Genomic DNA, 18822 nt, shown 5'->3' with positions numbered 1-18822 from the left:
GGAGCTGAAAGGGCTAAAGGGCCAGGGCGCCGAGATCGAAGCCGTTGAGGTCGGGCACGATGGCCACGACGTTGGCGAAGCCGGTGAAGGCCTCGCGCGGCATGGTGGTGGTGAGCGCCACCGCGCGCATGCCGGCACGCTGCGCGGCCTCGATGCCCAGCGGCGCGTCCTCGAACACCACGCAGGCCTCGGGCGCCACGCCCAGGCGGCGCGCGGCCTCGAGGAAGATGTCCGGATGCGGCTTGCCGCGCAGGCCGTCGGCCGGGCTGGTGACGGTGTCGATCCACTCGCCGATGCCGAAGCGCTCGAACGCCAGCTGCATGTTGAGCAGGCCCGACGCGGTGCACACAGCCAGCTTCAGGCCCTGCGCGCGGGCCTGCGTGGCCAGCTCGGCCGCGCCGCCGATGAGCTGCAGCGCCGGGCGTGCCAGCTCGCGGTAGATCGCCTCCTTCTCCTCGGCCAGGGCGTCGATCGCCTGGGCGTCGAGATCGGGCAGCAGGTCGGACAGGATCTCCGCATTCGCGCGGCCGGCCGTCGCGGCGAAGAAGCCCGCTTCGTCCATCGGATGGCCATGGCGCCGGTGCCATTCGATCCAGGCGCCGTGGTGGTGCGGCATGCTGTCGATCAGCGTGCCGTCGAGGTCGAAAAGCAGTGCTTCGGTCACTCAGACTCCCTGCTTCAGGCTGGCTTCGATGAAGGGATCCAGGTCCCCGTCGAGCACCTTCTGCGTGTTGCTGATCTCCACGTTGGTGCGCAGATCCTTGATGCGGCTCTGGTCCAGCACATAGCTGCGGATCTGGTGGCCCCAGCCCACGTCGGTCTTGGTGTCCTCCAGCTTCTGCTGCTCGGCCATGCGGATGCGCATCTCGTGCTCGTACATGCGCGAGCGAAGCATCTGCCATGCCTCGTCGCGGTTGCGGTGCTGCGAACGGTCGTTCTGGCACTGCACGACGATGCCGGTGGGGATGTGCGTCAGCCGCACCGCCGAGTCGGTCTTGTTGATGTGCTGGCCGCCCGCGCCGCTGGCGCGGAAGGTGTCGGTGCGCACGTCGGCGGGGTTGATGTCGATCTCGATCGAGTCGTCCACCTCGGGATAGACGAACAGGCTCGCGAACGAGGTGTGACGGCCGCCGGCCGAGTCGAACGGGCTCTTGCGCACCAGGCGATGCACGCCGGTCTCGGTGCGCAGCAGGCCGAAGGCGTAGTCGCCTTCCACCTTGATGGTGGCCGAGCGGATGCCGGCGACGTCGCCTTCCGTCTCTTCCATCACCTCGGTCTTGAAGCCCTTGCGCTCGCAGTACTTGAGGTACTGGCGCAGCAGCATGCTGGCCCAGTCGCAGGCCTCGGTGCCGCCGGCGCCGGCCTGGATGTCGATGAAGCAGTTGCTGGGGTCGGCCGGGTTGTTGAACATCCGGCGGAACTCGAGCTGCTCGACGGTTTCCTGCAGCTTGCGCGCATCCATCTCGATGGAGGCGATGCTGTCGAAGTCGCTCTCGGCCTTGGCCATGTCGAACAGCTCGGTGCTGTCGGCCAGGCTGCTGGTCAGGTGGTTGATGGTCTCGACCACCGTGTCGAGCGTGCGCTTCTCGCGGCCCAGTTCCTGGGCGCGCTTGGGCTCGTTCCAGACGTTGGGATTCTCGAGCGCCGCGTTGACTTCGTTGAGTCTCAGGGCTTTGCGGTCGTAGTCAAAGATACCCCCGTAGCGCTTCGGTGCGCGTGGTGAGGTCCGCCAGGAGGGCGCCGATCTCGTTGACCTTTTCGTTGTCCATGCTTGCCATTCCTCTTGAAGGGGAGCGATTTTCGCATGGCCCCCGGCATGGCGCCCGGTGGACGAACTGCCGGCTATGCGTCCAGGAAACGCTCGATGTACGCGGCCAGGGCGTCGGGCTCGTCGTGGTGCAGCATGTGGCCGCTGGCCGGCAGCCGCGCGCGGGTGATCGGGGCGCGCAGCGTGGCCAGCCGGGTCTCGAATTCCTCGCGGGTGTAGCGGGTGCCCCAGATCGCGGCCAGGTCGGTCAGCGCGCCGTCCACCCACAGCACCGGCGCGGCGATGCGCTGCCACAGCGCCAACGCCTCTTCCACCTGGTACAGCGTGGGCGACACGCCCTTGTGCGCCGGATCGGCCCGCAGGTGCCAGCGGCCGTCGGCCTGCGGGGCCGACCAGTGGCCGGCCAGCCAGGCGGCCTTGTCGGCGGGCAGGCGCGGGTTGTTCTTCATCAGCCGGCGCATCACGCCTTCCGGGCCTTCGTAGCTCACCAGCGCGGGCGGCGTGCGCAGCTGGTCCAGCCACTGCAGCAGCCGCTTGGGCGCGTCCTCGGGCCGGGTGCGCGGCATGCCGAAGCCTTCCAGGTTCACCAGCTTGCGGATGCGCTCGGGCCGCAGGCCGGCATACACCATCGCCACGTTGCCGCCCATGCTGTGACCCAGCAGGTCGATCGTGCGGCCGGGCAGCAGGGCTTCCAGCAGCGCATCCAGGTCACCGACGTAGTCGGGGAACCAGTAGGTGTCGGTGGCCGGGCCTTCGGTCAGGCCGAAGCCGCGCCAGTCAGGCGCGACGATGGCGCGGCCGTCGGCCATCGCATCGACCATGAACTGGAACGAGGCGCCCACGTCCATCCAGCCGTGCAGCAGCACCAGCGGCCGCTTGTCGCCGTCGGCTTGCGGGTCGCCCCAGCAACGCAGGTGGTAGCGCAGGCCGCGCACGCTGACGAAGCGGCTGGTGGCCTCGCGGCGCGGCAGGTAGGCGGTGGCGGGCAGGGGGGCAATGTCGGCGGGCTGCATGCGGCCGACTGTAAGGGGCCTGCGGGCACGCCGCTGTCACCTGCGCAGCCGGGAAACCGCGGGCCGGGCGGCCGCCGGCGCGCTGCCAGAATCGGCCGCATGAACACATCCTTCGTCCTGCGCGCGGCCGAGCCGCGCGACGTGCCGGCCATCGTCGGCCTGATCGGCGAGCTGGCCGACTTCGAGAAGCTCACGCACCTGATGCAGGCCACGCCCGAGACGCTGCATCCGCACCTGTTCGGCGACAAGCCGGCCGCCGAATGCCAGGTGGCCGAGGTGGAAGGCCGCGTGGTGGCCTTCGCGCTGTTCTTCACCAACTTCTCCACCTTCCTGGCCAAGCCCGGGTTGTACCTGGAGGACTTGTATGTACAACCTGCGCACCGCGGCAGCGGGCTGGGCAAGGCGCTGCTCACGCGGCTGGCGGGCATCGCGGCCGAGCGCGGCTACGGCCGCTTCGAGTGGTGCGTGCTGGACTGGAACGAGAACGCCATCGCCTTCTACCAGCGCATGGGTGCGACGGTGATGCCGGACTGGCGGCTGTGCCGCATCACCGGTCCGGCGCTGCAGGCCTTCGGCACAGCGGGGTCCGCCCCGGGCAACGAGGGCTGAGCCGCCATGCCGCGCCGCAGTCCGGGCGCCGGCCCGCAAGCCGACCCTTCCGCCGACCGCCACGCCCGCATCCATGCCGAGTTCCGCTGGCAGGTGCCGGCCCGCTTCAACCTGGCCGAGGTGTGTTGCGGCCGCTGGGCGCGCGACACGCCCGAGGCCATCGCGGTGCACCACGAGCGCGACAGCGGCGAGCGCAGCGCCTACACCTTCGCGCGGCTGCAGGCCGATGTGAACCGGCTGGCCAACCTGCTGCAGCGCCTGGGGGTGCAGCGCGGCGACCGCGTGGCCATCGTGATGCCGCAGCGCTACGAGACGGTGGTGTCGCACATGGCGATCTACCAGCTGGGCGCGGTGGCCATGCCGCTGTCGATGCTGTTCGGCCCCGAGGCGCTGGCCTATCGGCTGCAGGACAGCGAGGCCGGCGTGGCGATCGCCGACGAGAGCGCAATGGCTTCGCTGCAGGCCGCACGCGCCGAATGCCCGGCGCTGCGCCACGTGCTGGCGGTGGGCGCCGCCGAAGGGCAGGGCGATGGCGACTGGCGCGCCGGCCTGGCGGGCAGCGACAACCGCTTCACGCCGGTGGACACCGCGGCCGACGATGCGGCCATCCTCATCTACACCAGCGGCACCACGGGCCCGCCCAAGGGCGCACTGCTGCCGCACCGGGCGCTGATCGGCAACCTGCCGGGCTTCGTCTGCAGCCACAACGGCTTCACCGCGCCGGATGGCGGGCCGGTGCTGTGGAGCCCGGCCGACTGGGCCTGGACCGGCGGCCTGATCGACGTGCTGCTGCCCACGCTGTACTTCGGTCGGCCGCTGGTGGGCTACACCGGCCGCTTCGACCCGGTGACCGCCTTCGGCCTGATGCAGCGCCACGGCGTGACGCACACCTTCCTCTTCCCCACCGCGCTGAAGGCGATGATGAAGGCGGTGCCCGACCCGCGGGCGCGCTTTCCCAAGCTGCGGCTGCAGTCGGTGATGGCCGCCGGCGAGCCGGTGGGCGACGCGGTGTTCGCCTGGTGCCGTGACGTGCTGGCCGTGCCGATGAACGAGATGTTCGGCCAGACCGAGATGAACTACATCGTCGGCAACTGCGCCAGCCTGCCGCTGCCGGGGGCGGCACCGCGCCAGGCTGGCCGGCGCGACCCGGCAGCATGGGCCGGGCGTACCCGGGCCACCGCATCGCCGTGATCGATGACGAAGGCAACGAATGCCCGCGCGGCACGCCGGGCGACGTGGCGCTGCACCGGCGCGACGTGCATGGCGACCCGGACCCCATCTTCTTCCTGGGCTACTGGAACAACCCGCGCGCCACCGCCGCCAAGTTCACCGGCGACCCGGCCGACAGCTGGTGCCGCACCGGCGACACCGCGGTGATGGACGAGGCTGGGTACCTCTGGTACCAGGGTCGCAGCGACGACGTGTTCAAGGCCGCGGGCTACCGCATCGGGCCCAGCGAGATCGAGAACTGCCTGGTGAAGCATCCGGCGGTGCTCAACGCCGCCGTGGTGCCCAAGCCCGACGCCGAGCGCGGCGCGGTGGTCAAGGCCTACGTGGTGCTGGCGCCCGGCTTCGCGGGCGACGACGGCCTGGCCGCCGAGCTGCAGGCCCACGTGCGCGGCCGGCTGGCGCCGTATGAATACCCCAAGGAGATCGAGTTCGCCGACAGCCTGCCGATGACCGTCACCGGCAAGGTGCAGCGGCGCGTGCTGCGGCTGCAGGAGGAAGAGCGCGCGAGGGCCGTCGGCTCAGTCGCATGAGCCGACGCTGCGCGGCGCGGTCTTGGCATGTTCGCTGAACGGGTCGAGCTGCGATCCGCGGGTGGCCTTGGTGAGCAGGCAACCGTCGCCGCGGCGCAGGCGCACGCTGCCGTCGGACTGCACCTCCTCGCTCACGCGGGTGTCCAGTCGGCGGGCCAGGCGCGCTTCCCAGGTGGGCCGTGGTGCGTTGGCGCGCGGGTCGGCCAGGGCTTCGGCGGCCGGTGAGGGCGGCGCGGCGTACGCGGCCCGGGCGGGCAGGCGCAGGTCGAGCAGCGGCTCGGCCCGCGGTGGAGCACTGGCCGGCGGCTCGGCCGCGGGAGCTGGCGTGGCCAGGCCTGCGGCGGGCAGGGTGATGGCCTGGCCCACCGGCCGCGGCGCCGGCGGGACGGACCGAACCGCCGCCGGCGCACTGCGTGGCGGCACGGACAGGCGTGGCACCGCCGGCGTGGCGACCGCACCGGTCGGCGAAGGCCACAGCAGCCGCAGCACCGTCGGCTGCCGCACCGGCCGCGCCATCTCCCGCGGCATCGCCGGCTGCCGCGGCCAGGCCAGGTACAGCAGCGCATGCAGGCCCAGCACCGCCAGCAGCACGGGCGTGCGGCGCGGTGGCGGCCAGGCGGAGTGGATCGGCATGCCGGCACTGTAGGCGCAGCTCAGCCACGGGCCGGCCGCCGGTACCGTCCAGTATTTGCCGGGGCCGGCCGCCAAGCCCGTGGCCCGGCCGGGGCGCACGGCCTGCGGCACACTTGGCCGCATGAGCATCACCTCCTCCTCCGACTTCCACGTGCGGCTGGGCCGCAGCGACCTGCAGGCCACGCGCATCTGCCTGGGCACCATGACCTTCGGCGAGCAGGTCGACGAGGCCACGGCCTATTCCATCCTCGACCGGTCGGTCGAACGCGGCGTCACCTTCCTCGACACCGCCGAGATGTACCCGGTGCCACCCTCGGCCGCCCGCTACACGCTGACCGAGAGCATCATCGGCCGCTGGATCGCGGCGCGGCCCGGCGTGCGCGACCGGCTGCTGCTGGCCACCAAGGTGGCGGGCCCGGCGCGCGGCTACGACTGGATCCGCAACGCCAGCGGCGACCTCACCGGCCAGGACATCATCGCCGCCTGCGAAGCCAGCCTGCGCCGGCTGCAGACCGACGTGATCGACCTCTACCAGATCCACTGGCCGGCCCGCAACGTGCCGTCCTTCGGCAGCATCTACTTCGACCCCGCCAAGGAGCAGCCGGTGACGCCGATCCAGCCGCAGCTGGAAGCGCTGGGCAAGCTGGTGCAGGCCGGGAAGGTGAAGGCCATCGGCCTGAGCAACGAGACGCCCTGGGGCGTGCATGAGTTCGTGCGGCTGGCCGAGCAGCACGGCCTGCCGCGCGTGGCCACCGTGCAGAACCCGTACACCCTGGTCAACCGCAGCGTGGACAACGCGCTGGACGAGACGCTGTTCCGCGAGCAGGTGTCACTGCTGGCCTATTCGCCGTTGGCCTTTGGCCTGCTGACCGGCAAGTACGACGAGAAGGGCCTGGAGGACGACAGCCGCCCCGGCCGCCTGGCCCTGTTCGAGACGATGAAGAAGCAGCGCTGGGGCCGTCCGGAATCGCTGGCCGCGGCTCGTCTATACAACCAGCTGGCGCGCGACCACGGCTTCACGCCCACCCAGCTGGCGCTGGCCTTCTGCTACCGCAGCCCGCGGGTGGCCAGCACCATCATCGGCGTCACCTCGGTGGCGCAGCTGGACGAGAACATCGATGCCTGGAGCCTGCCGCTGTCGCCCGAGGTGCTGGCCGAGATCGACCGCATCCGCTGGCAGCACCGCGACCCGGCCCAGTAAGCAGGCAGCGCCATGGCGAAGAAGGAGCACAAGCACGTCAGCGAGACGCCGGCCACGCAGTGGCTGCGCCAGCACGGCGTGCCGTTCACCGAGCATGTGTACGAGTACGTCGACCATGGCGGCACCACCGAGTCGTCGCGCCAGCTCGGCGTGGATGAGCATGCGGTCGTCAAGACGCTGGTGATGCAGGACGAGAAGGCGCAGCCGTTGATCGTGCTGATGCATGGCGACCGCCAGGTGAGCACCAAGAACCTGGCGCGGGCGATCGGTGCCAAGGGCATCGAGCCCTGCAAGCCCGAGGTGGCGCAGCGCCACAGCGGCTTCCTGGTGGGCGGCACCTCGCCCTTCGGTACCCGCAAGGCGATGCCGGTGTACGTGGAAGAGACGGTGCTGCAGCTGCCGAGGATCCTGATCAACGGCGGCCGCCGCGGCTTCCTGGTGGGCATCGAGCCGGCGGTGCTCACCGGCCCGCTGGGTGCCAGGCCCGTGCACTGCGCCATCTGAGCAGCGGCCACCGGGCGGCATACACTGGCCGGCTGACAAGAACACGGTGGAGCGCGTTGCGATGGAGTGGTCGAGCCTGTTGGCGGTGGCATTGGCATATGCCATCGGGTCGCTGTCGTTCGCGGTGATCATCAGCCGCGCGATGGGCCTGTCGGACCCGCGCAGCTACGGCTCGGGCAACCCGGGCGCCACCAACGTGCTGCGCTCGGGCAACAAGAAGGCCGCGCTGCTCACGCTGGTGTTCGATGCGCTCAAGGGCTATGTCCCGGTGGTGGCGGCGCTGCTGCTGGCGCCGCGCTTCGGCTGGGGCGAGACCACCGTCGCGGCGGTCGGCCTGGCGGCCTTCGTCGGCCACCTGTGGCCGGTGTTCTTCCGCTTCCAGGGCGGCAAGGGCGTGGCCACCGCGGCGGGCGTGCTGCTGGCGCTCAATCCCTACCTGGGCGCGGCCACGCTGCTCACCTGGCTCATCATCGCCTACTTCTTCCGCTATTCGTCGCTGGCCTCGATCGTGGCCGCGGCCTTCGCACCCTTCTACCAGCTGCTGATCTGGGGCCCCGGCGCCATGGCCATCGCCATCGCGGTGATGAGCCTGCTGCTGGTGTGGCGCCATGCCGGCAACATCCGCAAGCTGATGGCCGGCACCGAATCCAAGATCGGCAGCAAGGCGGCGCCGCCCGCCAGGAAGCACGCATCCCAACACCACGGAGTGAAGAAATGATGGTTCAACGATTCGACGTCGGCACGCGCCTGTCGGAGATGGCGGTGCACAACGGCACCGTGTGGCTGGCCGGCCAGGTGCCGTCCGACGCCACCCAGGACATGGCCGGCCAGGCGCGCCAGGTGCTGGAGGCCATCGACGCGCTGCTGGGGCGCGCCGGCACCGACAAGTCGAAGATCGTGATGGCGCAGGTGTTCGTCACCGACCTGGCCGAGTTCCCCGCCTTCAACGCCGTGTGGGACGCCTGGGTGGCCCCGGGCAATGCGCCCCCGCGTGCCACGGTGCAGGCCGCCCTGGCCAAGCCCGAGTGGAAGGTGGAAGTGGTCGTCACCGCCGTCGTCTGAGCGGCAGCGCAGGCGCGCCTCCATGGCCGGCAGCCGTCCTTCCGCCAAGTCGCTGCTGGGCCTGGTGCTGCTGATCGCGGCGGTCAGCGGCGCCAGCCAGTGGTGGCATGCCACGGCGCAGCAGCGCGCGGCCGAACGCCTGGTGGCTATTGCCCGGCCGGGCGACATCCGGTTGATCTCGTCGGTGACCTGCGCCTACTGCACCCAGGCCCGGCTGTGGCTGGAGAAGCACCGCGTTCCCTTCGAGGAATGCTTCATCGAACGGGACGCGGCCTGCCAGGCCACCTTCCAGGCGCACATGGCGCCGGGCACGCCGCTGGTGCTGGCCGGCGGCAAGCCGCTGCTGGGCTTCGATCCGCAGCAGGTGCTGCAGGCGCTCAATCGAAGCTGAGGCCCAGGCGGGACGGGTCGCCGCTGCCCAGGCGCACCAGCCTCGGCTCCGCATCGTCGGTCAGGTCGATCACCGTGGTGGGCTGCATCGGGCAGGCGCCGGCATCCACCACCGCCTGCAGCATCTTCTGGAAGCGTTCGCGGATGTCCGCGGGGTCGTTCATCGGATCGGTCTCGCCGGGCGGTATCAGCGTGGTGGCCAGCAGCGGCTGGCCATGCGACTCCAGCAACGCCTGCGTCACCTTGTGGTCGGGCACGCGCAGGCCGATGGTGCGGCGCGACGGATGGCTGACGCGCCGCGGCACTTCCTTCGTCGCTTCCAGGATGAAGGTGAAGGGGCCGGGCGTGCCCAGCTTCAGCAGCCGGTACTGCTTGTTGTCCACGCGCGCGTAGCTGGCCAGCTCGCTCAGGTCGCGGCACAGCAGCGTGAGGTGGTGCTTCTCGTCCACCTCGCGGATGCGGCGCAGCTGCTCCACGGCGGACTTGTCGTCCAGCTGGCACACCAGCGCATAGCTGGAATCGGTGGGGATCGCCACGACGCCGCCTTGCTGCAGCAGCTGCGCGGCCTGCTTGAGCAGGCGGGGCTGAGGGTTGTCGGGGTGGACTTCGAAATACTGGGACATGGGCCCGATTGTCCGGCGCCCGGTGGTCGGGTGCCTGACGGCGTGGCGCCGCCGCGTCAGGCACGTGGGGGTTCGCCGGCGCGGCCGAACAAGGTGTCCAGCGCGCCGAGCAGGGCCGGCAGCTCGATGGGCTTGGTCCAGTAGTCGGTGAAACCGGCGGCCAGTGCCCGCTGGATGTCGTCGGACATCACGTTGGCCGACAGCGCGATGCACGGCAGGTGCGCCGTGCGCGGGTCGGCCCGCAGCGCTTTCAGCACGGCATGGCCATCGGTGTCGGGCAACTGCATGTCCAGCAGCACGAGGTCCGGGCACGATGTGCCGGCAAGCCGTATGCCGGACGTGCCGTCCACCGCCACCTGCAGCTGGATCAGCGGCCGGTGCGCCATGGAGGCCTGCACGATCATCGCGTTGATCGGGTTGTCCTCGATGTAGAGCACGCTGCCGGTGCCGTCGCTGCGCAGGCGTGGCAGCGGCCGGCGCAGGTCGTCGGCCCGGCTGGGCGTGCCCGGCGGTGCCGGCGTGGCGGGCGGCAGGCCGGCTTCGTCGGCCGTCTGCGCCTGCTGCAGCCACACCTCGAAGGTGCTGCCCTCGCCGGGCGAGCTGTGCACCTGCACCCAGCCGCCCATGCTGCCGGCCAGCGCCTTCACGATGGCCAGGCCGATGCCGGTGCCTTCCACCTCGTCATGCTCGCGGCCCAGGCGGTTGAAGGGCTGGAACAGCTGGTCGATCTGCCCGGGCCGGATGCCCGGCCCGGTGTCGGCCACCGACAGCACCACATGGCCGACCTTCTCATGCCCCTCGGGCACCTGGTCCGCGGCCACGGCACGGGTGGCGATGCGCACGCTGCCCTGCGGCCGGTTGTATTTGATGGCGTTGGACAGCAGGTTCACCAGCACCTGGCGCAGCCGGGTGGCGTCGCCGCGCGGCGGCGGTGGTGGCGGGCCGGCGGCCGGGCCTTCGATGGTGATGCCGCGCTGCTGCGCCGCCGAGGCCAGCAGCGAGACGGACTGCGCCACCACCGCCGACAGGTCCACCGGCCGCAGCGCCAGGCGCATCTCGCCGCCTTCGTAGGCCGACAGGTCGAGCACGCCGTCGATCAGCGCCAGCAGGTGTCGGCTGGCCGACTGCACCTGCTCCAGCTGGCGCTGGCGCTGCGCGGGGTCGGGCGTGCCGGCGGCCATCAGCATCAGCTGGGTGACGCCCAGGATGGCATTGAGCGGCGTGCGCAGTTCGTGGCTGATGCGCGCCAGCAGCCGCGACTTGGCCTGGCTTTCGCGCAGCGCCGCTTCGCGCTCGCGCTGGGCCAGCTCGGCCATCTTGTTGTCGGTGATGTCCCAGTTGACGCCGATGCGGCGCATCTCGCGGCCATGGGCGTCGGGCAGCGGACGGGAGCGGGAGGCCAGCCAGCGCACGCGGCCATCGGGCAGCACCACGCGGAATTCATAGGTGGGCGACATCGCCATGCCCTCGGACGACGGGTGGTAGCACGCCATCGCCTCGCGGTCGTCGGGGTGCACCACCGCCAGCCGCGCGGCGGTGTCGGGCGCGGGCACCTGCATCGGCATCTCCCGCAGGCGAAACATCTGCTCGTCCCACAGCACGGTGCCGTCTGCGCGCCGCTCCCAGGTGCCGATGCCCACGCCGCGCGTGGCGAGCTCGGCCCGCTCCACCGCGGCCTGCAGGCGCTGCAGCGACAGATGGCGGTCGGTCACGTCCATCACCACCGCGAACAGCTGCCGGTCGTCGGGCGCATCGCCGCGCACGGACAGCCAGCGCGGCCCGTCGCCGGGCGGCGTGCGGGTGCGGAACTGCAGGTCCAGCGGGCCGCTCGGCCGGCGCAGCCAGCGGCTGATCACGCCCTGCACCAGCATCGCATCGTCCTCGTGCACACAGTGGCGTACCCACTCCGACAGCCGCAACGGCGGACGCCTGCCGGCGGGCCAGGCCGACAGCGCATGCATCTGCGCATTCCAGGTGATGTGCCAGCGGCGGTGGCGGCGGCCCCGGCGCTCCAGCGCGCAGATGCCCAGGCCGGTGGCGCGGGCCGCGGCCTCCAGCGTGCGGGCCAGGGCCAGCGCGCGCTCGGCGTCGGCCGCCTGGCCGCTGACGTCGAAGGCCACGCCCAGCAAGGCGACCACGCGGCCCTGCTCGTCGCGCTGGGCCACGCGACGGGTGAGCAGCATGCGCCAGCTGCCGTCCGGGCCGCGGTAGCGGGCCTGCAGGTCCGTCGGCTCGGTGCCGCGACGGGCCTGCGCCAGGTCGGCCTGCACCCGCGGCAGGTCGGCCGGGTGCACCGCGGCCAGCCAGTCGGCATGGGCGAAGTCGGCGTCGCCGGGCGGCAGCGCGGCCAGACTGCGCATCTGCGGGTTGCAGGCCACGCTGTCGTTGCGCAGGTCGTGCCGCCAGATGGCGATGTTGCCCAGCTCCAGGGCCATCGACAGGTGGGCGCTGGTGTCCTCGAAGGACCGCACCAGCTCGGCCAGGTCGGTGGCGTCGCGCAGGATGCCCAGCACCCGGCGCGGCAGGCCGTCGGCGCCGGGCTGCACCCGCCACTGCGAATGCAGGTGCCGCACGCCGCCTTCGCGGTCATGCAGGCGGAAGCGCGCCGAGTAATCGCCCGGCGCCAGCAGCGAGCGCCGGTAGCGGCCGATGAAGTCGTCGTCGGGATGGATCCGGCGGGCCAGCTGTTCCAGCGTGGGCGGCTGCGGGCCGGGCGGCTGGCCGGCCAGGCGGAAGGTCTGGCGGTCCCAGCGGCTGTCCTGCGTGCGCGCGTCGCATTCCCACAGGCCGATGCCGGCCAGTTGCTGCACCACGTCCAGCTGCTCGCGCAACTGCTCGTTGTGCTGCCGCAGGCGATGCGCCTCGGTCACGTCGGCCAGCGTGGCCAGCAGGTAGTGGCCGCCGGGGTCGGGCGCCACGCTCAGGCGACCGACCCAGGGCCGGCCGTCGGTGTGCAGGCCGGGCAGTTCCATGCCTTCGATGCGCTGGCCGGCGGCCAGCCGATGGGCGATGGACAGCGGCTGTGGCGCGCCGCTGGTGGCCGAGCCGGCGCTGTGCAGCACCGCCGCCAGGTGCAGGCCCTGCAGCGCGCCCGGCGGGCGGCCGATCAGGGTGGTGAAGGCGCTGTTCTGCCAGAGCATGCAGCCGCTGGTATCGAGCACGGCCATGGCGCAGTCCGACACCTCGAGCAGTGCGGTGCTCTCACGGCCCAGCAGGGGCCACGGGGAGTCGTGCAGTTGAGCCACCAACCCAGTCTAGGCAAACTGACTGAAAATGGCAGGAAATTAGAGTCAAGTGATAAAAGTCACCGGAGTGAAACTTGACCTGTGTCAACCCCGGGAATGAGAGTCGGCGTCCGCCGACGCCAGCGGCAGGCGCAGCGCCTGCCGGGCCGCGCCGATCACCGCATCGGCCTGCTGGCCGTCCTGCGCCTCCGTCACCTTGGTGCGCACCACCACGCGGTTGCGGCCGGCGGCCTTGGCCGCGTAAAGGGCCTCGTCGGCCCGGCGCAGCATCGTGCTCAGGTCGTCCCCGGGCTCGGCCAGCGTCAGGCCCACGCTGGTGGTGATCTCGGTGCCCGAACCCAGGCTCCAAGGCGCCGCGTCGATGGCCTGCACCCGGCGGCGCAGGTCTTCCGCCACCTCGGCGGCGCGCATCACGTCGGCGCGCGGCAGCACCACGACGAATTCCTCGCCACCCAGGCGGCCCACCGCGGCCGGCGGGCGCACCGCCTGGCGCAGCACGTCGGCCACGGCGCGCAGGACCTCGTCGCCGATCAGGTGGCCGCGCTCGTCGTTGAAGCGCTTGAAATGGTCCAGGTCGACGATGAGCAGCGCACCGCCACCGGCGCCGGGCGCCAGCAGGGCTTCCAGCCGCGCCAGCACATGGCGGCGGTTGGGCAGGGCGGTCAGCTCGTCGGTCATCGCCAGCTTCTGCATCGTGCGGCCGCTGCGCCGCTGGCGCCAGGCCAGCGCGGCCAGCACCACCACCAGCGCGGTGGCCAGCAGCATGACCACCAGCTTCAGGCGGCCCACCCGCCGTTCCTGGGCCAGCGCGGCATCGGCGGCGCTCTTCTCACGCTGCAACAGCGCGTTCTCCTTGTCCTTGGCGGCGCTGTCGAACTCGATCTTCAGCGTGGCGAAGCGCTGGTCCAGCTGGCGGCGCAGCAGCGTGTCGGAGGCTTCCTTGAAGGCGGCATGGTGGGTGAAGGCGGCGCGCCAGTCGCCGCTGTCCTTCAGCGCTGCGGCCAGCTCGCCACCGGCGGCCACCTGCTCGGCCAGCGAATCCGCGCGGCGGAAGATTTCCATCGCCTGCTGCAGCAGTTCCACCGCCTCGGCCGGCCGGTGCAGCTGGCGCAGCGCGATGCCCCGCTGCAGCAGGAACTGGCCGCGCAGCCGCTCGTCCGGCGTGTCCTGCTGGATCTGAGAGGCCAGGTCGAGCAGCGCCAGCGCCTCCGAGGGCGCCTGCCGCGCATTGCGCACGCTGGCCAGGCCGCGCAATGCATAGGCCTCGCCGCGCGGGTAGTGGATCCGGCGGGCCAGGTGCAGCGCCTCCTCGAACGCCTTGTGCGCGGCCGGCCAGTCGGCCATGCCTTCCAGCGTGCGGCCCAGGTTGTGCAGCGTCACCAGTTCCTCGCGGGACATGCCGGAGGCCCGCTGCAGCTTGAGCGAGGCCTCGAAGTAGTGCCGCGCCTGCGCATGGTCGCCCATGCGGTTGTAGAGGATGGCGATGCCGCTGAGCGCGTTCTGCGCCTGCTGCGGTTGCTGCAGCTTCTCGTACAGCGACATGGCGCGGCGCATGTCGGTGAGGCCGGCCGCCAGCTCGCCTTGCACGCCGCGCAGGTAGGCACGCTGGAACAGGGCGTCGGCCATCAGCTCGTCGTCCCCGCCAGCGGCCGCGGTGGACACCGCACGGTCGAACAGTGCGAGCGCACGCCGGCTGTCGCCGCGGGCTTCCTGGGCCACGCCTTCGCACAGCAGGACGGCAGCCTCCGCGCCGCCGCGGCGGGTGGCCGGCAGCAGCGCGCGCATCGCCTGCGCCTGCTGCTCGGCGGCGGCCAGGTCGCGTTCGGCGAAGTAGTCGCACAGCAGCAGGCGGGCACGCAGGTGCACGTCCGCATCGGGGCGGCGGGCCAGGGCTTCCAGCGCGCGTCCGGCCAGCGCGCGGCTGGCCTCGGGGTCGGCGCCCAGGGCCTGGCGGCCGGAAAGGACGAGCTCCGCCGGCGTCTGCGCCTGCAGCCAGGGCGCGTGGAGCGCCAGCACGATGACGAGGATGCGGTGCTTGATGGACATCGAACGGTGCCGCAAGGGTGACCGATTGTGCCGTGACGGCGGTGTACGCCGGCCGGTTATCCTCGGTGCACCATGTTGCAGCCTCCCATCACCCCGCCCGCGCAAGTCGACGCGGCCATGCAACGCCAGGGCCATGCGGTGCTCGATGCCGCCGGCCTGTGCCACAGCCTCCAGGCCACGCCCGAGGCCCTGGCGCGCTGGCTGCCCTTCTGGGACCGCCTGCCGCCCGACGAGCACCTGCGCGATGGTGGCCGCTACCGCCGCCGGCGCCATGGCTGCTTCGTGGTGGAAGGCGAGGCGGTGGCCCTGATGCCGCACCGCGCGCATTGGCAGCCGGTGGAATACAACGCGCTGCACGGCGGCATCGAGCGCTGGTTCGAGCCCATCGAGCCGGCGCTGGTGGGCGATCCGCTGTGGCACCGCCTGCTGTGCATGCTGGCCGGGCGCGCCAGCGCACTGCGCGGCAGCCAGCCCTGGTACATCGAGGCGCATCCCTTCCGCATCGACACCCAGGGCGGCATCGGGCGGCCCACGCCCGAAGGCGCGCACCGCGACGGCGTGGACCTGGTGGCGGTGATGCTGGTGCAGCGCCACCATGTGAAGGGCGGCGAGACCCGCGTGTTCGAGGCCGATGGCCCGCACGGCCTGCGCTTCACGATGACCCAGCCCTGGACCACGCTGCTGCTGGACGACGCGCGCGTGATCCACGAAAGCACGCCCATCCAGCCCGACGGCGACCAGGGCCACCGGGACACCCTTGTCATCACGCTGCGCGCCGGCGGCTTTCAGGGCCCTTGACGCACCGGCGCCGCGGCGCCCAGGTGCTGGGCCGAGGTGAGGCCCATCGACACGTAGATGCTGGTCACCGCGTCGATGCCGATGTCGGCGCGCACCACCCATTCCTCCGGCACGTACAGCAGCCCGCCGCCGATGGGCACCGGCGAGGTGGGCACCATCACCGCCAGGTAGCGGCGGCCTTCCAGCAGCACCGGCTCCGGGCTGCCCAGCAGTGCCAGCGCGGCCGCGCCGCCCACGCCGCCGAAGTGGCACCACACCGGGCTCATCGAGCGCAGGCTGTCGTCCTGCCCGGGTGCGAACAGGCCCACCATCCTGCGCACCATGTCGTACACCGTGCGCACCACGGGGATGCGCAGCATCACGCCATCCACCAGCCGGGCCAGGCCACGCTGCAGGCCGGTTTCCACCAGCAGGCCGAGCGCGAACAGCCCGGCGCAGACGAACGCGATGCCCAGCAGGTAGCCCAGCACCGCGGTGCCGCCCAGGCCGAAGCCCAGCGCCACGAACACGCTGCCCAGCAGGCTGCCCGGGCCCACCCACTGCAGCAGCAGCTGCACCAGCCACACCAGAATGGCCAGCGTGGCGGCCAGCGGCAGGGCGGCCAGCAGCCCGGTGAGGAAGACACGAACCAGTGGGCGGTGGGAGCCGGTCATGGCAAAGGGATCCTGAACTGAAAGCGGAAACGGGTGCCGCACTGTAGCGAGGCGGCGCAGCCGGTCGGTCTGCACGGCAGCTCGCACCGCCGTGGCGGCGGTTCGTCGCACGCCGCTGGTTGCGCAGCCGGCGGCTTTGCACACTGACCCCGTCAGCAGCCAGGAGTACCGCCATGAACATGCAACGCCCGCTTCGCACCACCGTGCTCGTGATGAGCGCCGCCATCGCCGCCGCCGCCGGCCTGGCGGCCGCACCCGCCGCCCAGGCCGGCGAGCCGGTGCAGCGCGTGGTGGTGGTGGGCAAGCGCCTGCCGCCGCCGGCGGTGGAGCCTCAGGGCGTGCAGCAGGTGGTGGTGATCGGCCGCCGTGCCTCGCTGCAGGAAAGCCAGGAAGCCGCGGCCGCGCCGGCGCAGCCGGTGCAGCCGGTGCAGCGGGTGGAGGTGATCGGCCGCCGCGCGCTGTCCACCGCCAAGGCGTCGGAGGCGCTGGCCACGCGCTTCAACTGAAGGCGCGCTGCAGCACGGGGCGCTACAGCACCCGGTGGAACCACAGCAGCGACAGCGCCGCTGCCGCCACCGCCAGCGCTGCGCCCAGGCCGGCGAACAGCGCGGTGATCTCGGTCTCCTTCTTCTGCGCCGTCAGCCGCGAGCCCAGCGACTGGTACACCTTCTTCAGGTCCTCGGCGGTGCCGGCGTAGAAGTACTCGGCGCGGGTGGCGGAGGCCACGTTCTTCAGCGTCTCCTCGTCCAGCCGCACCCGCATCGACCAGCCTTCGAAGCCGATGGTCTCGCCTTCCTTGGTGCCGATGCCCACGGTGTACACCTTCACGCCGCGGTCGGCGGCCATGCGGGCAGCGTCGATGGAATCGGGGCCGGTGGTGCGCTGGCCGTCGGTCAGCAGGATGATGGCGGCCGAGTTGTAGGAGCCGGGCTCCACCGGCGCGGTGCCCGGGTCGGCCTTCTTCTCGTCCAGCCCGCCGGGCATCGGCCGCTGGCCGGTGACCTGCGACAGGTCGATGTTGGCATCCGGGAAGATGGTGGCCAGGGACAGCACGATGCCGCTGCCGATGGCGGTGCCCCGCTGCAGCTGGAAGCGGTCGATGGCAGCGGCCACGTCGTCCCGGCTGGTGGTGGGCGGCTGCACCACGGCGGCGGTGCCGGCAAAGCTCACCACGCCCACGCGCACCTGGCGCGGCAGGTCGGCGATGAAGCTCTTGGCCGCGTTCTGGGCGGCCACCAGGCGGTTGGGCTCCACGTCGGCCGCGCGCATGCTGCCCGACACGTCGATGGCCAGCACGATGGTCTGCTCGACCAGCGGCAGCGTGATCTTGGCCGCCGGCCGCGCGATGGCCAGCAGCAGCGACACCAGCGCGGCCAGGAACAGCAGCGGCGGCACATGGCGGCGCCAGGCGTTGCCGCGGCCCACCGCCTCCTTCACGATGCCCAGGCTGGCCCAGGCCACCGCGCTGCGCTTGCGGCGCTTGAGCAGCCACAGGTACAGCAGCACCAGCAGCGGCACCGCCAGCAGCAGCCACAGCAGGTCGGGCCAGAGGAAATTGAATCCGTTCATCATGCAAACCTCCGGGTGCCGACGGCCCCCGCTGCAAGTCGGCTGCGCTGCTTGCGGGCATCGACGAAGCGCAGCAGCGAATCGGCCAGGTCGTCCTCGGTGGACAGCTCCAGCGTGTCCACGCCGGCGCGCGCCAGGCCGTCCAGCAGCGCGGCCTCGCGTTCGGCGGCGATCTTCTCGAAGCGCTGGCGGAAGCCGCGCGCGCCGGTGTCGACGAACATCTGCTCGCCGGTCTCGGCATCCTGCATCAGCACCATGCCCAGGTCGGGGATCTTCATCTCCAGCGGGTCATACAGGCGCACGGCCACCACGTCATGGCGGCGGGCCAGCTGCGCCAGCGGCTTGTCCCAGCCGGGCTCGCTGATGAAGTCGGACACCACGAACACGCTGGAGCGCCGCGGAATCGCGCCGGCCGCCCGCTGCAGCAGGTCGGCCAGCCGGGTGCCGGTGCCCAGCTTGGCCGCGGGCCGCGACTGCAGCCGGTGCAGCAGGTGCAGCACATGGCGGCGGCCGCCGCGCGCGGGGATCACCGCGTCCACCTGGCTGCCGTAGAGCAGGGCGCCCACGCGATTGCCGTGGCGGGTGAGGCCGCGTGCCATCGCGCCGACGAAGTGGGTGGACAGCGTGCGCTTGCGCACCCGGGCGCCGAAGTCGATGGACGGGCTGAGGTCCAGCAGGAACCAGGCGCTCAGCTCCCGGTCCTCGGTGAACTCGCGCACATGCGGCTGCTGCAGCCGGGCGGTGACGTTCCAGTCGATGTGGCGCACGTCGTCGTGGTGCTGGTACTCGCGCAGGTCGGCCAGGTCCAGGCCGTTGCCGCGCATCAGCGTGCGGTAGTCGCCCTGCAGCCAGCCGTCCAGGCGGCGCAGCACGGTCCATTCCAGCTGCGTCAGCAGCGCCTCGACGCCGCCGGGCGGGGTTTCGGTGGCTTGCATGGTGGCGTGCCGG

General features: G+C 71.8%; 18 protein-coding genes and 1 pseudogene. 9 read left to right on the top strand and 10 right to left on the bottom strand.

Features of this window, described 5'->3' with window-relative positions:
- Positions 1 to 13: 13 nt before the first annotated feature.
- From LRS14_RS07440 to LRS14_RS07430, 3 genes are all read right to left on the bottom strand, one after another.
- On the bottom strand, positions 14 to 664 hold the full coding sequence (locus tag LRS14_RS07440; RefSeq protein ID WP_232315299.1) for an HAD family phosphatase: 651 nt from the start codon (positions 662 to 664) through the stop codon (positions 14 to 16).
- Positions 665 to 1769 (bottom strand): peptide chain release factor 2 gene (gene prfB / locus LRS14_RS07435; protein WP_157039489.1). Its coding sequence is split into 2 segments (ribosomal slippage): positions 665 to 1687 and positions 1689 to 1769, totalling 1104 coding nucleotides; the frame shifts between segments, so codons are not numbered across the junction.
- A gap of 73 nt (positions 1770 to 1842) precedes the next feature.
- Positions 1843 to 2781, bottom strand: coding sequence for an alpha/beta fold hydrolase (locus tag LRS14_RS07430; protein WP_046112279.1), 939 nt, complete (start codon positions 2779 to 2781; stop codon positions 1843 to 1845).
- A 99-nt stretch (positions 2782 to 2880) separates the two neighbouring features.
- Here LRS14_RS07430 and LRS14_RS07425 point away from each other — a divergent pair, with 99 nt between their 5' ends.
- Positions 2881 to 3390: a GNAT family N-acetyltransferase gene (locus LRS14_RS07425; protein WP_046112278.1), complete on the top strand. Its 510-nt coding sequence runs from the start codon at positions 2881 to 2883 to the stop codon at positions 3388 to 3390.
- 6 nt (positions 3391 to 3396) lie between these two features.
- A pseudogene (locus tag LRS14_RS07420) lies at positions 3397 to 5150 on the top strand (acyl-CoA synthetase).
- Here the strand turns inward: LRS14_RS07420 and LRS14_RS07415 are convergent.
- Positions 5139 to 5783 (bottom strand): hypothetical protein, encoded by a 645-nt coding sequence (locus LRS14_RS07415; RefSeq protein ID WP_257799116.1) that lies wholly within the window; start codon positions 5781 to 5783, stop codon positions 5139 to 5141. The pseudogene LRS14_RS07420 and the gene LRS14_RS07415 sit on opposite strands and share 12 nt — an antisense overlap.
- A 121-nt stretch (positions 5784 to 5904) precedes the next feature.
- Between LRS14_RS07415 and LRS14_RS07410 the strand changes: the two genes are divergently transcribed.
- From LRS14_RS07410 to LRS14_RS07390, 5 genes are all read left to right on the top strand, one after another.
- Positions 5905 to 6984, top strand: a complete 1080-nt coding sequence (locus LRS14_RS07410; protein WP_257799115.1) for an aldo/keto reductase — start codon at positions 5905 to 5907, stop codon at positions 6982 to 6984.
- 12 nt (positions 6985 to 6996) lie between these two features.
- Positions 6997 to 7488, top strand: coding sequence for a Cys-tRNA(Pro) deacylase (ybaK, locus tag LRS14_RS07405; RefSeq protein ID WP_046112274.1), 492 nt, complete (start codon positions 6997 to 6999; stop codon positions 7486 to 7488).
- Between the two features lie 61 nt (positions 7489 to 7549).
- Complete coding sequence (plsY, locus tag LRS14_RS07400) at positions 7550 to 8206, top strand: glycerol-3-phosphate 1-O-acyltransferase PlsY (RefSeq protein WP_257800431.1); 657 nt, start codon at positions 7550 to 7552, stop codon at positions 8204 to 8206.
- Positions 8206 to 8550, top strand: coding sequence for a RidA family protein (locus tag LRS14_RS07395; protein WP_310740850.1), 345 nt, complete (start codon positions 8206 to 8208; stop codon positions 8548 to 8550). The genes plsY and LRS14_RS07395 overlap by 1 nt, the downstream gene beginning before the upstream one ends.
- Positions 8551 to 8572: 22 nt before the next feature.
- Complete coding sequence (locus LRS14_RS07390) at positions 8573 to 8941, top strand: glutaredoxin family protein (protein ID WP_046112272.1); 369 nt, start codon at positions 8573 to 8575, stop codon at positions 8939 to 8941.
- On the opposite strand, the gene LRS14_RS07385 is transcribed toward LRS14_RS07390, so the two are convergent.
- From LRS14_RS07385 to LRS14_RS07375, 3 genes are all read right to left on the bottom strand, one after another.
- A complete protein-coding gene (locus LRS14_RS07385; protein WP_257799113.1) occupies positions 8928 to 9563 on the bottom strand; it encodes an L-threonylcarbamoyladenylate synthase in 636 nt (211 codons plus the stop codon). The two genes, LRS14_RS07390 and LRS14_RS07385, sit on opposite strands and share 14 nt — an antisense overlap.
- 56 nt (positions 9564 to 9619) lie before the next feature.
- Complete coding sequence (locus LRS14_RS07380; RefSeq protein WP_257800430.1) at positions 9620 to 12745, bottom strand: PAS domain-containing protein; 3126 nt, start codon at positions 12743 to 12745, stop codon at positions 9620 to 9622.
- 147 nt (positions 12746 to 12892) lie between these two features.
- Positions 12893 to 14854, bottom strand: a complete 1962-nt coding sequence (locus LRS14_RS07375) for a diguanylate cyclase (RefSeq protein ID WP_257799112.1) — start codon at positions 14852 to 14854, stop codon at positions 12893 to 12895.
- 72 nt (positions 14855 to 14926) lie between these two features.
- Here LRS14_RS07375 and LRS14_RS07370 point away from each other — a divergent pair, with 72 nt between their 5' ends.
- Positions 14927 to 15652, top strand: coding sequence for a 2OG-Fe dioxygenase family protein (locus tag LRS14_RS07370; protein ID WP_046112269.1), 726 nt, complete (start codon positions 14927 to 14929; stop codon positions 15650 to 15652).
- Here the strand turns inward: LRS14_RS07370 and LRS14_RS07365 are convergent.
- Positions 15640 to 16305, bottom strand: a complete 666-nt coding sequence (locus tag LRS14_RS07365) for a DUF502 domain-containing protein (RefSeq protein WP_257799111.1) — start codon at positions 16303 to 16305, stop codon at positions 15640 to 15642. The two genes, LRS14_RS07370 and LRS14_RS07365, sit on opposite strands and share 13 nt — an antisense overlap.
- Positions 16306 to 16478: 173 nt before the next feature.
- On the opposite strand from LRS14_RS07365, the gene LRS14_RS07360 reads away from it, so the two are divergent.
- Positions 16479 to 16811 carry a hypothetical protein gene (locus tag LRS14_RS07360; protein WP_046112267.1) on the top strand — a complete coding sequence of 111 codons (333 nt, stop codon included), beginning with the start codon at positions 16479 to 16481 and terminating at the stop codon, positions 16809 to 16811.
- Positions 16812 to 16833: 22 nt separating this feature from the next.
- Here the strand turns inward: LRS14_RS07360 and LRS14_RS07355 are convergent, their stop codons facing one another.
- Positions 16834 to 17874, bottom strand: coding sequence for a VWA domain-containing protein (locus tag LRS14_RS07355; RefSeq protein WP_046112266.1), 1041 nt, complete (start codon positions 17872 to 17874; stop codon positions 16834 to 16836).
- Positions 17874 to 18809, bottom strand: a complete 936-nt coding sequence (locus LRS14_RS07350) for a DUF58 domain-containing protein (protein ID WP_046112265.1) — start codon at positions 18807 to 18809, stop codon at positions 17874 to 17876. The genes LRS14_RS07355 and LRS14_RS07350 overlap by 1 nt, the downstream gene beginning before the upstream one ends.
- Positions 18810 to 18822: the final 13 nt, after the last annotated feature.

This window comes from Aquincola sp. J276 (genome assembly GCF_024700035.1).
In the GTDB taxonomy this organism is placed as follows: domain Bacteria; phylum Pseudomonadota; class Gammaproteobacteria; order Burkholderiales; family Burkholderiaceae_C; genus Aquincola; species Aquincola tertiaricarbonis.
The sequence above is the reverse complement of the archived record's forward strand: the minus strand, read 5'-3'. Positions and strand labels throughout refer to the sequence as shown.

What these genes read in the sequence shown, in the direction of transcription:
- LRS14_RS07360 (WP_046112267.1), top strand. Translation starts at nt 16,479, where the DNA reads ATGAACATGCAACGCCCGCTTCGCACCACCGTGCTCGTGATGAGCGCC.
- LRS14_RS07375 (WP_257799112.1), bottom strand. Translation starts at nt 14,854, where the DNA reads ATGTCCATCAAGCACCGCATCCTCGTCATCGTGCTGGCGCTCCACGCG.
- LRS14_RS07370 (WP_046112269.1), top strand. Translation starts at nt 14,927, where the DNA reads ATGTTGCAGCCTCCCATCACCCCGCCCGCGCAAGTCGACGCGGCCATG.
- LRS14_RS07430 (WP_046112279.1), bottom strand. Translation starts at nt 2,781, where the DNA reads ATGCAGCCCGCCGACATTGCCCCCCTGCCCGCCACCGCCTACCTGCCG.
- LRS14_RS07385 (WP_257799113.1), bottom strand. Translation starts at nt 9,563, where the DNA reads ATGTCCCAGTATTTCGAAGTCCACCCCGACAACCCTCAGCCCCGCCTG.
- LRS14_RS07365 (WP_257799111.1), bottom strand. Translation starts at nt 16,305, where the DNA reads ATGACCGGCTCCCACCGCCCACTGGTTCGTGTCTTCCTCACCGGGCTG.
- LRS14_RS07395 (WP_310740850.1), top strand. Translation starts at nt 8,206, where the DNA reads ATGGTTCAACGATTCGACGTCGGCACGCGCCTGTCGGAGATGGCGGTG.
- LRS14_RS07355 (WP_046112266.1), bottom strand. Translation starts at nt 17,874, where the DNA reads ATGAACGGATTCAATTTCCTCTGGCCCGACCTGCTGTGGCTGCTGCTG.
- LRS14_RS07350 (WP_046112265.1), bottom strand. Translation starts at nt 18,809, where the DNA reads ATGCAAGCCACCGAAACCCCGCCCGGCGGCGTCGAGGCGCTGCTGACG.
- LRS14_RS07415 (WP_257799116.1), bottom strand. Translation starts at nt 5,783, where the DNA reads ATGCCGATCCACTCCGCCTGGCCGCCACCGCGCCGCACGCCCGTGCTG.
- plsY (WP_257800431.1), top strand. Translation starts at nt 7,550, where the DNA reads ATGGAGTGGTCGAGCCTGTTGGCGGTGGCATTGGCATATGCCATCGGG.
- LRS14_RS07425 (WP_046112278.1), top strand. Translation starts at nt 2,881, where the DNA reads ATGAACACATCCTTCGTCCTGCGCGCGGCCGAGCCGCGCGACGTGCCG.
- ybaK (WP_046112274.1), top strand. Translation starts at nt 6,997, where the DNA reads ATGGCGAAGAAGGAGCACAAGCACGTCAGCGAGACGCCGGCCACGCAG.
- LRS14_RS07390 (WP_046112272.1), top strand. Translation starts at nt 8,573, where the DNA reads ATGGCCGGCAGCCGTCCTTCCGCCAAGTCGCTGCTGGGCCTGGTGCTG.
- LRS14_RS07410 (WP_257799115.1), top strand. Translation starts at nt 5,905, where the DNA reads ATGAGCATCACCTCCTCCTCCGACTTCCACGTGCGGCTGGGCCGCAGC.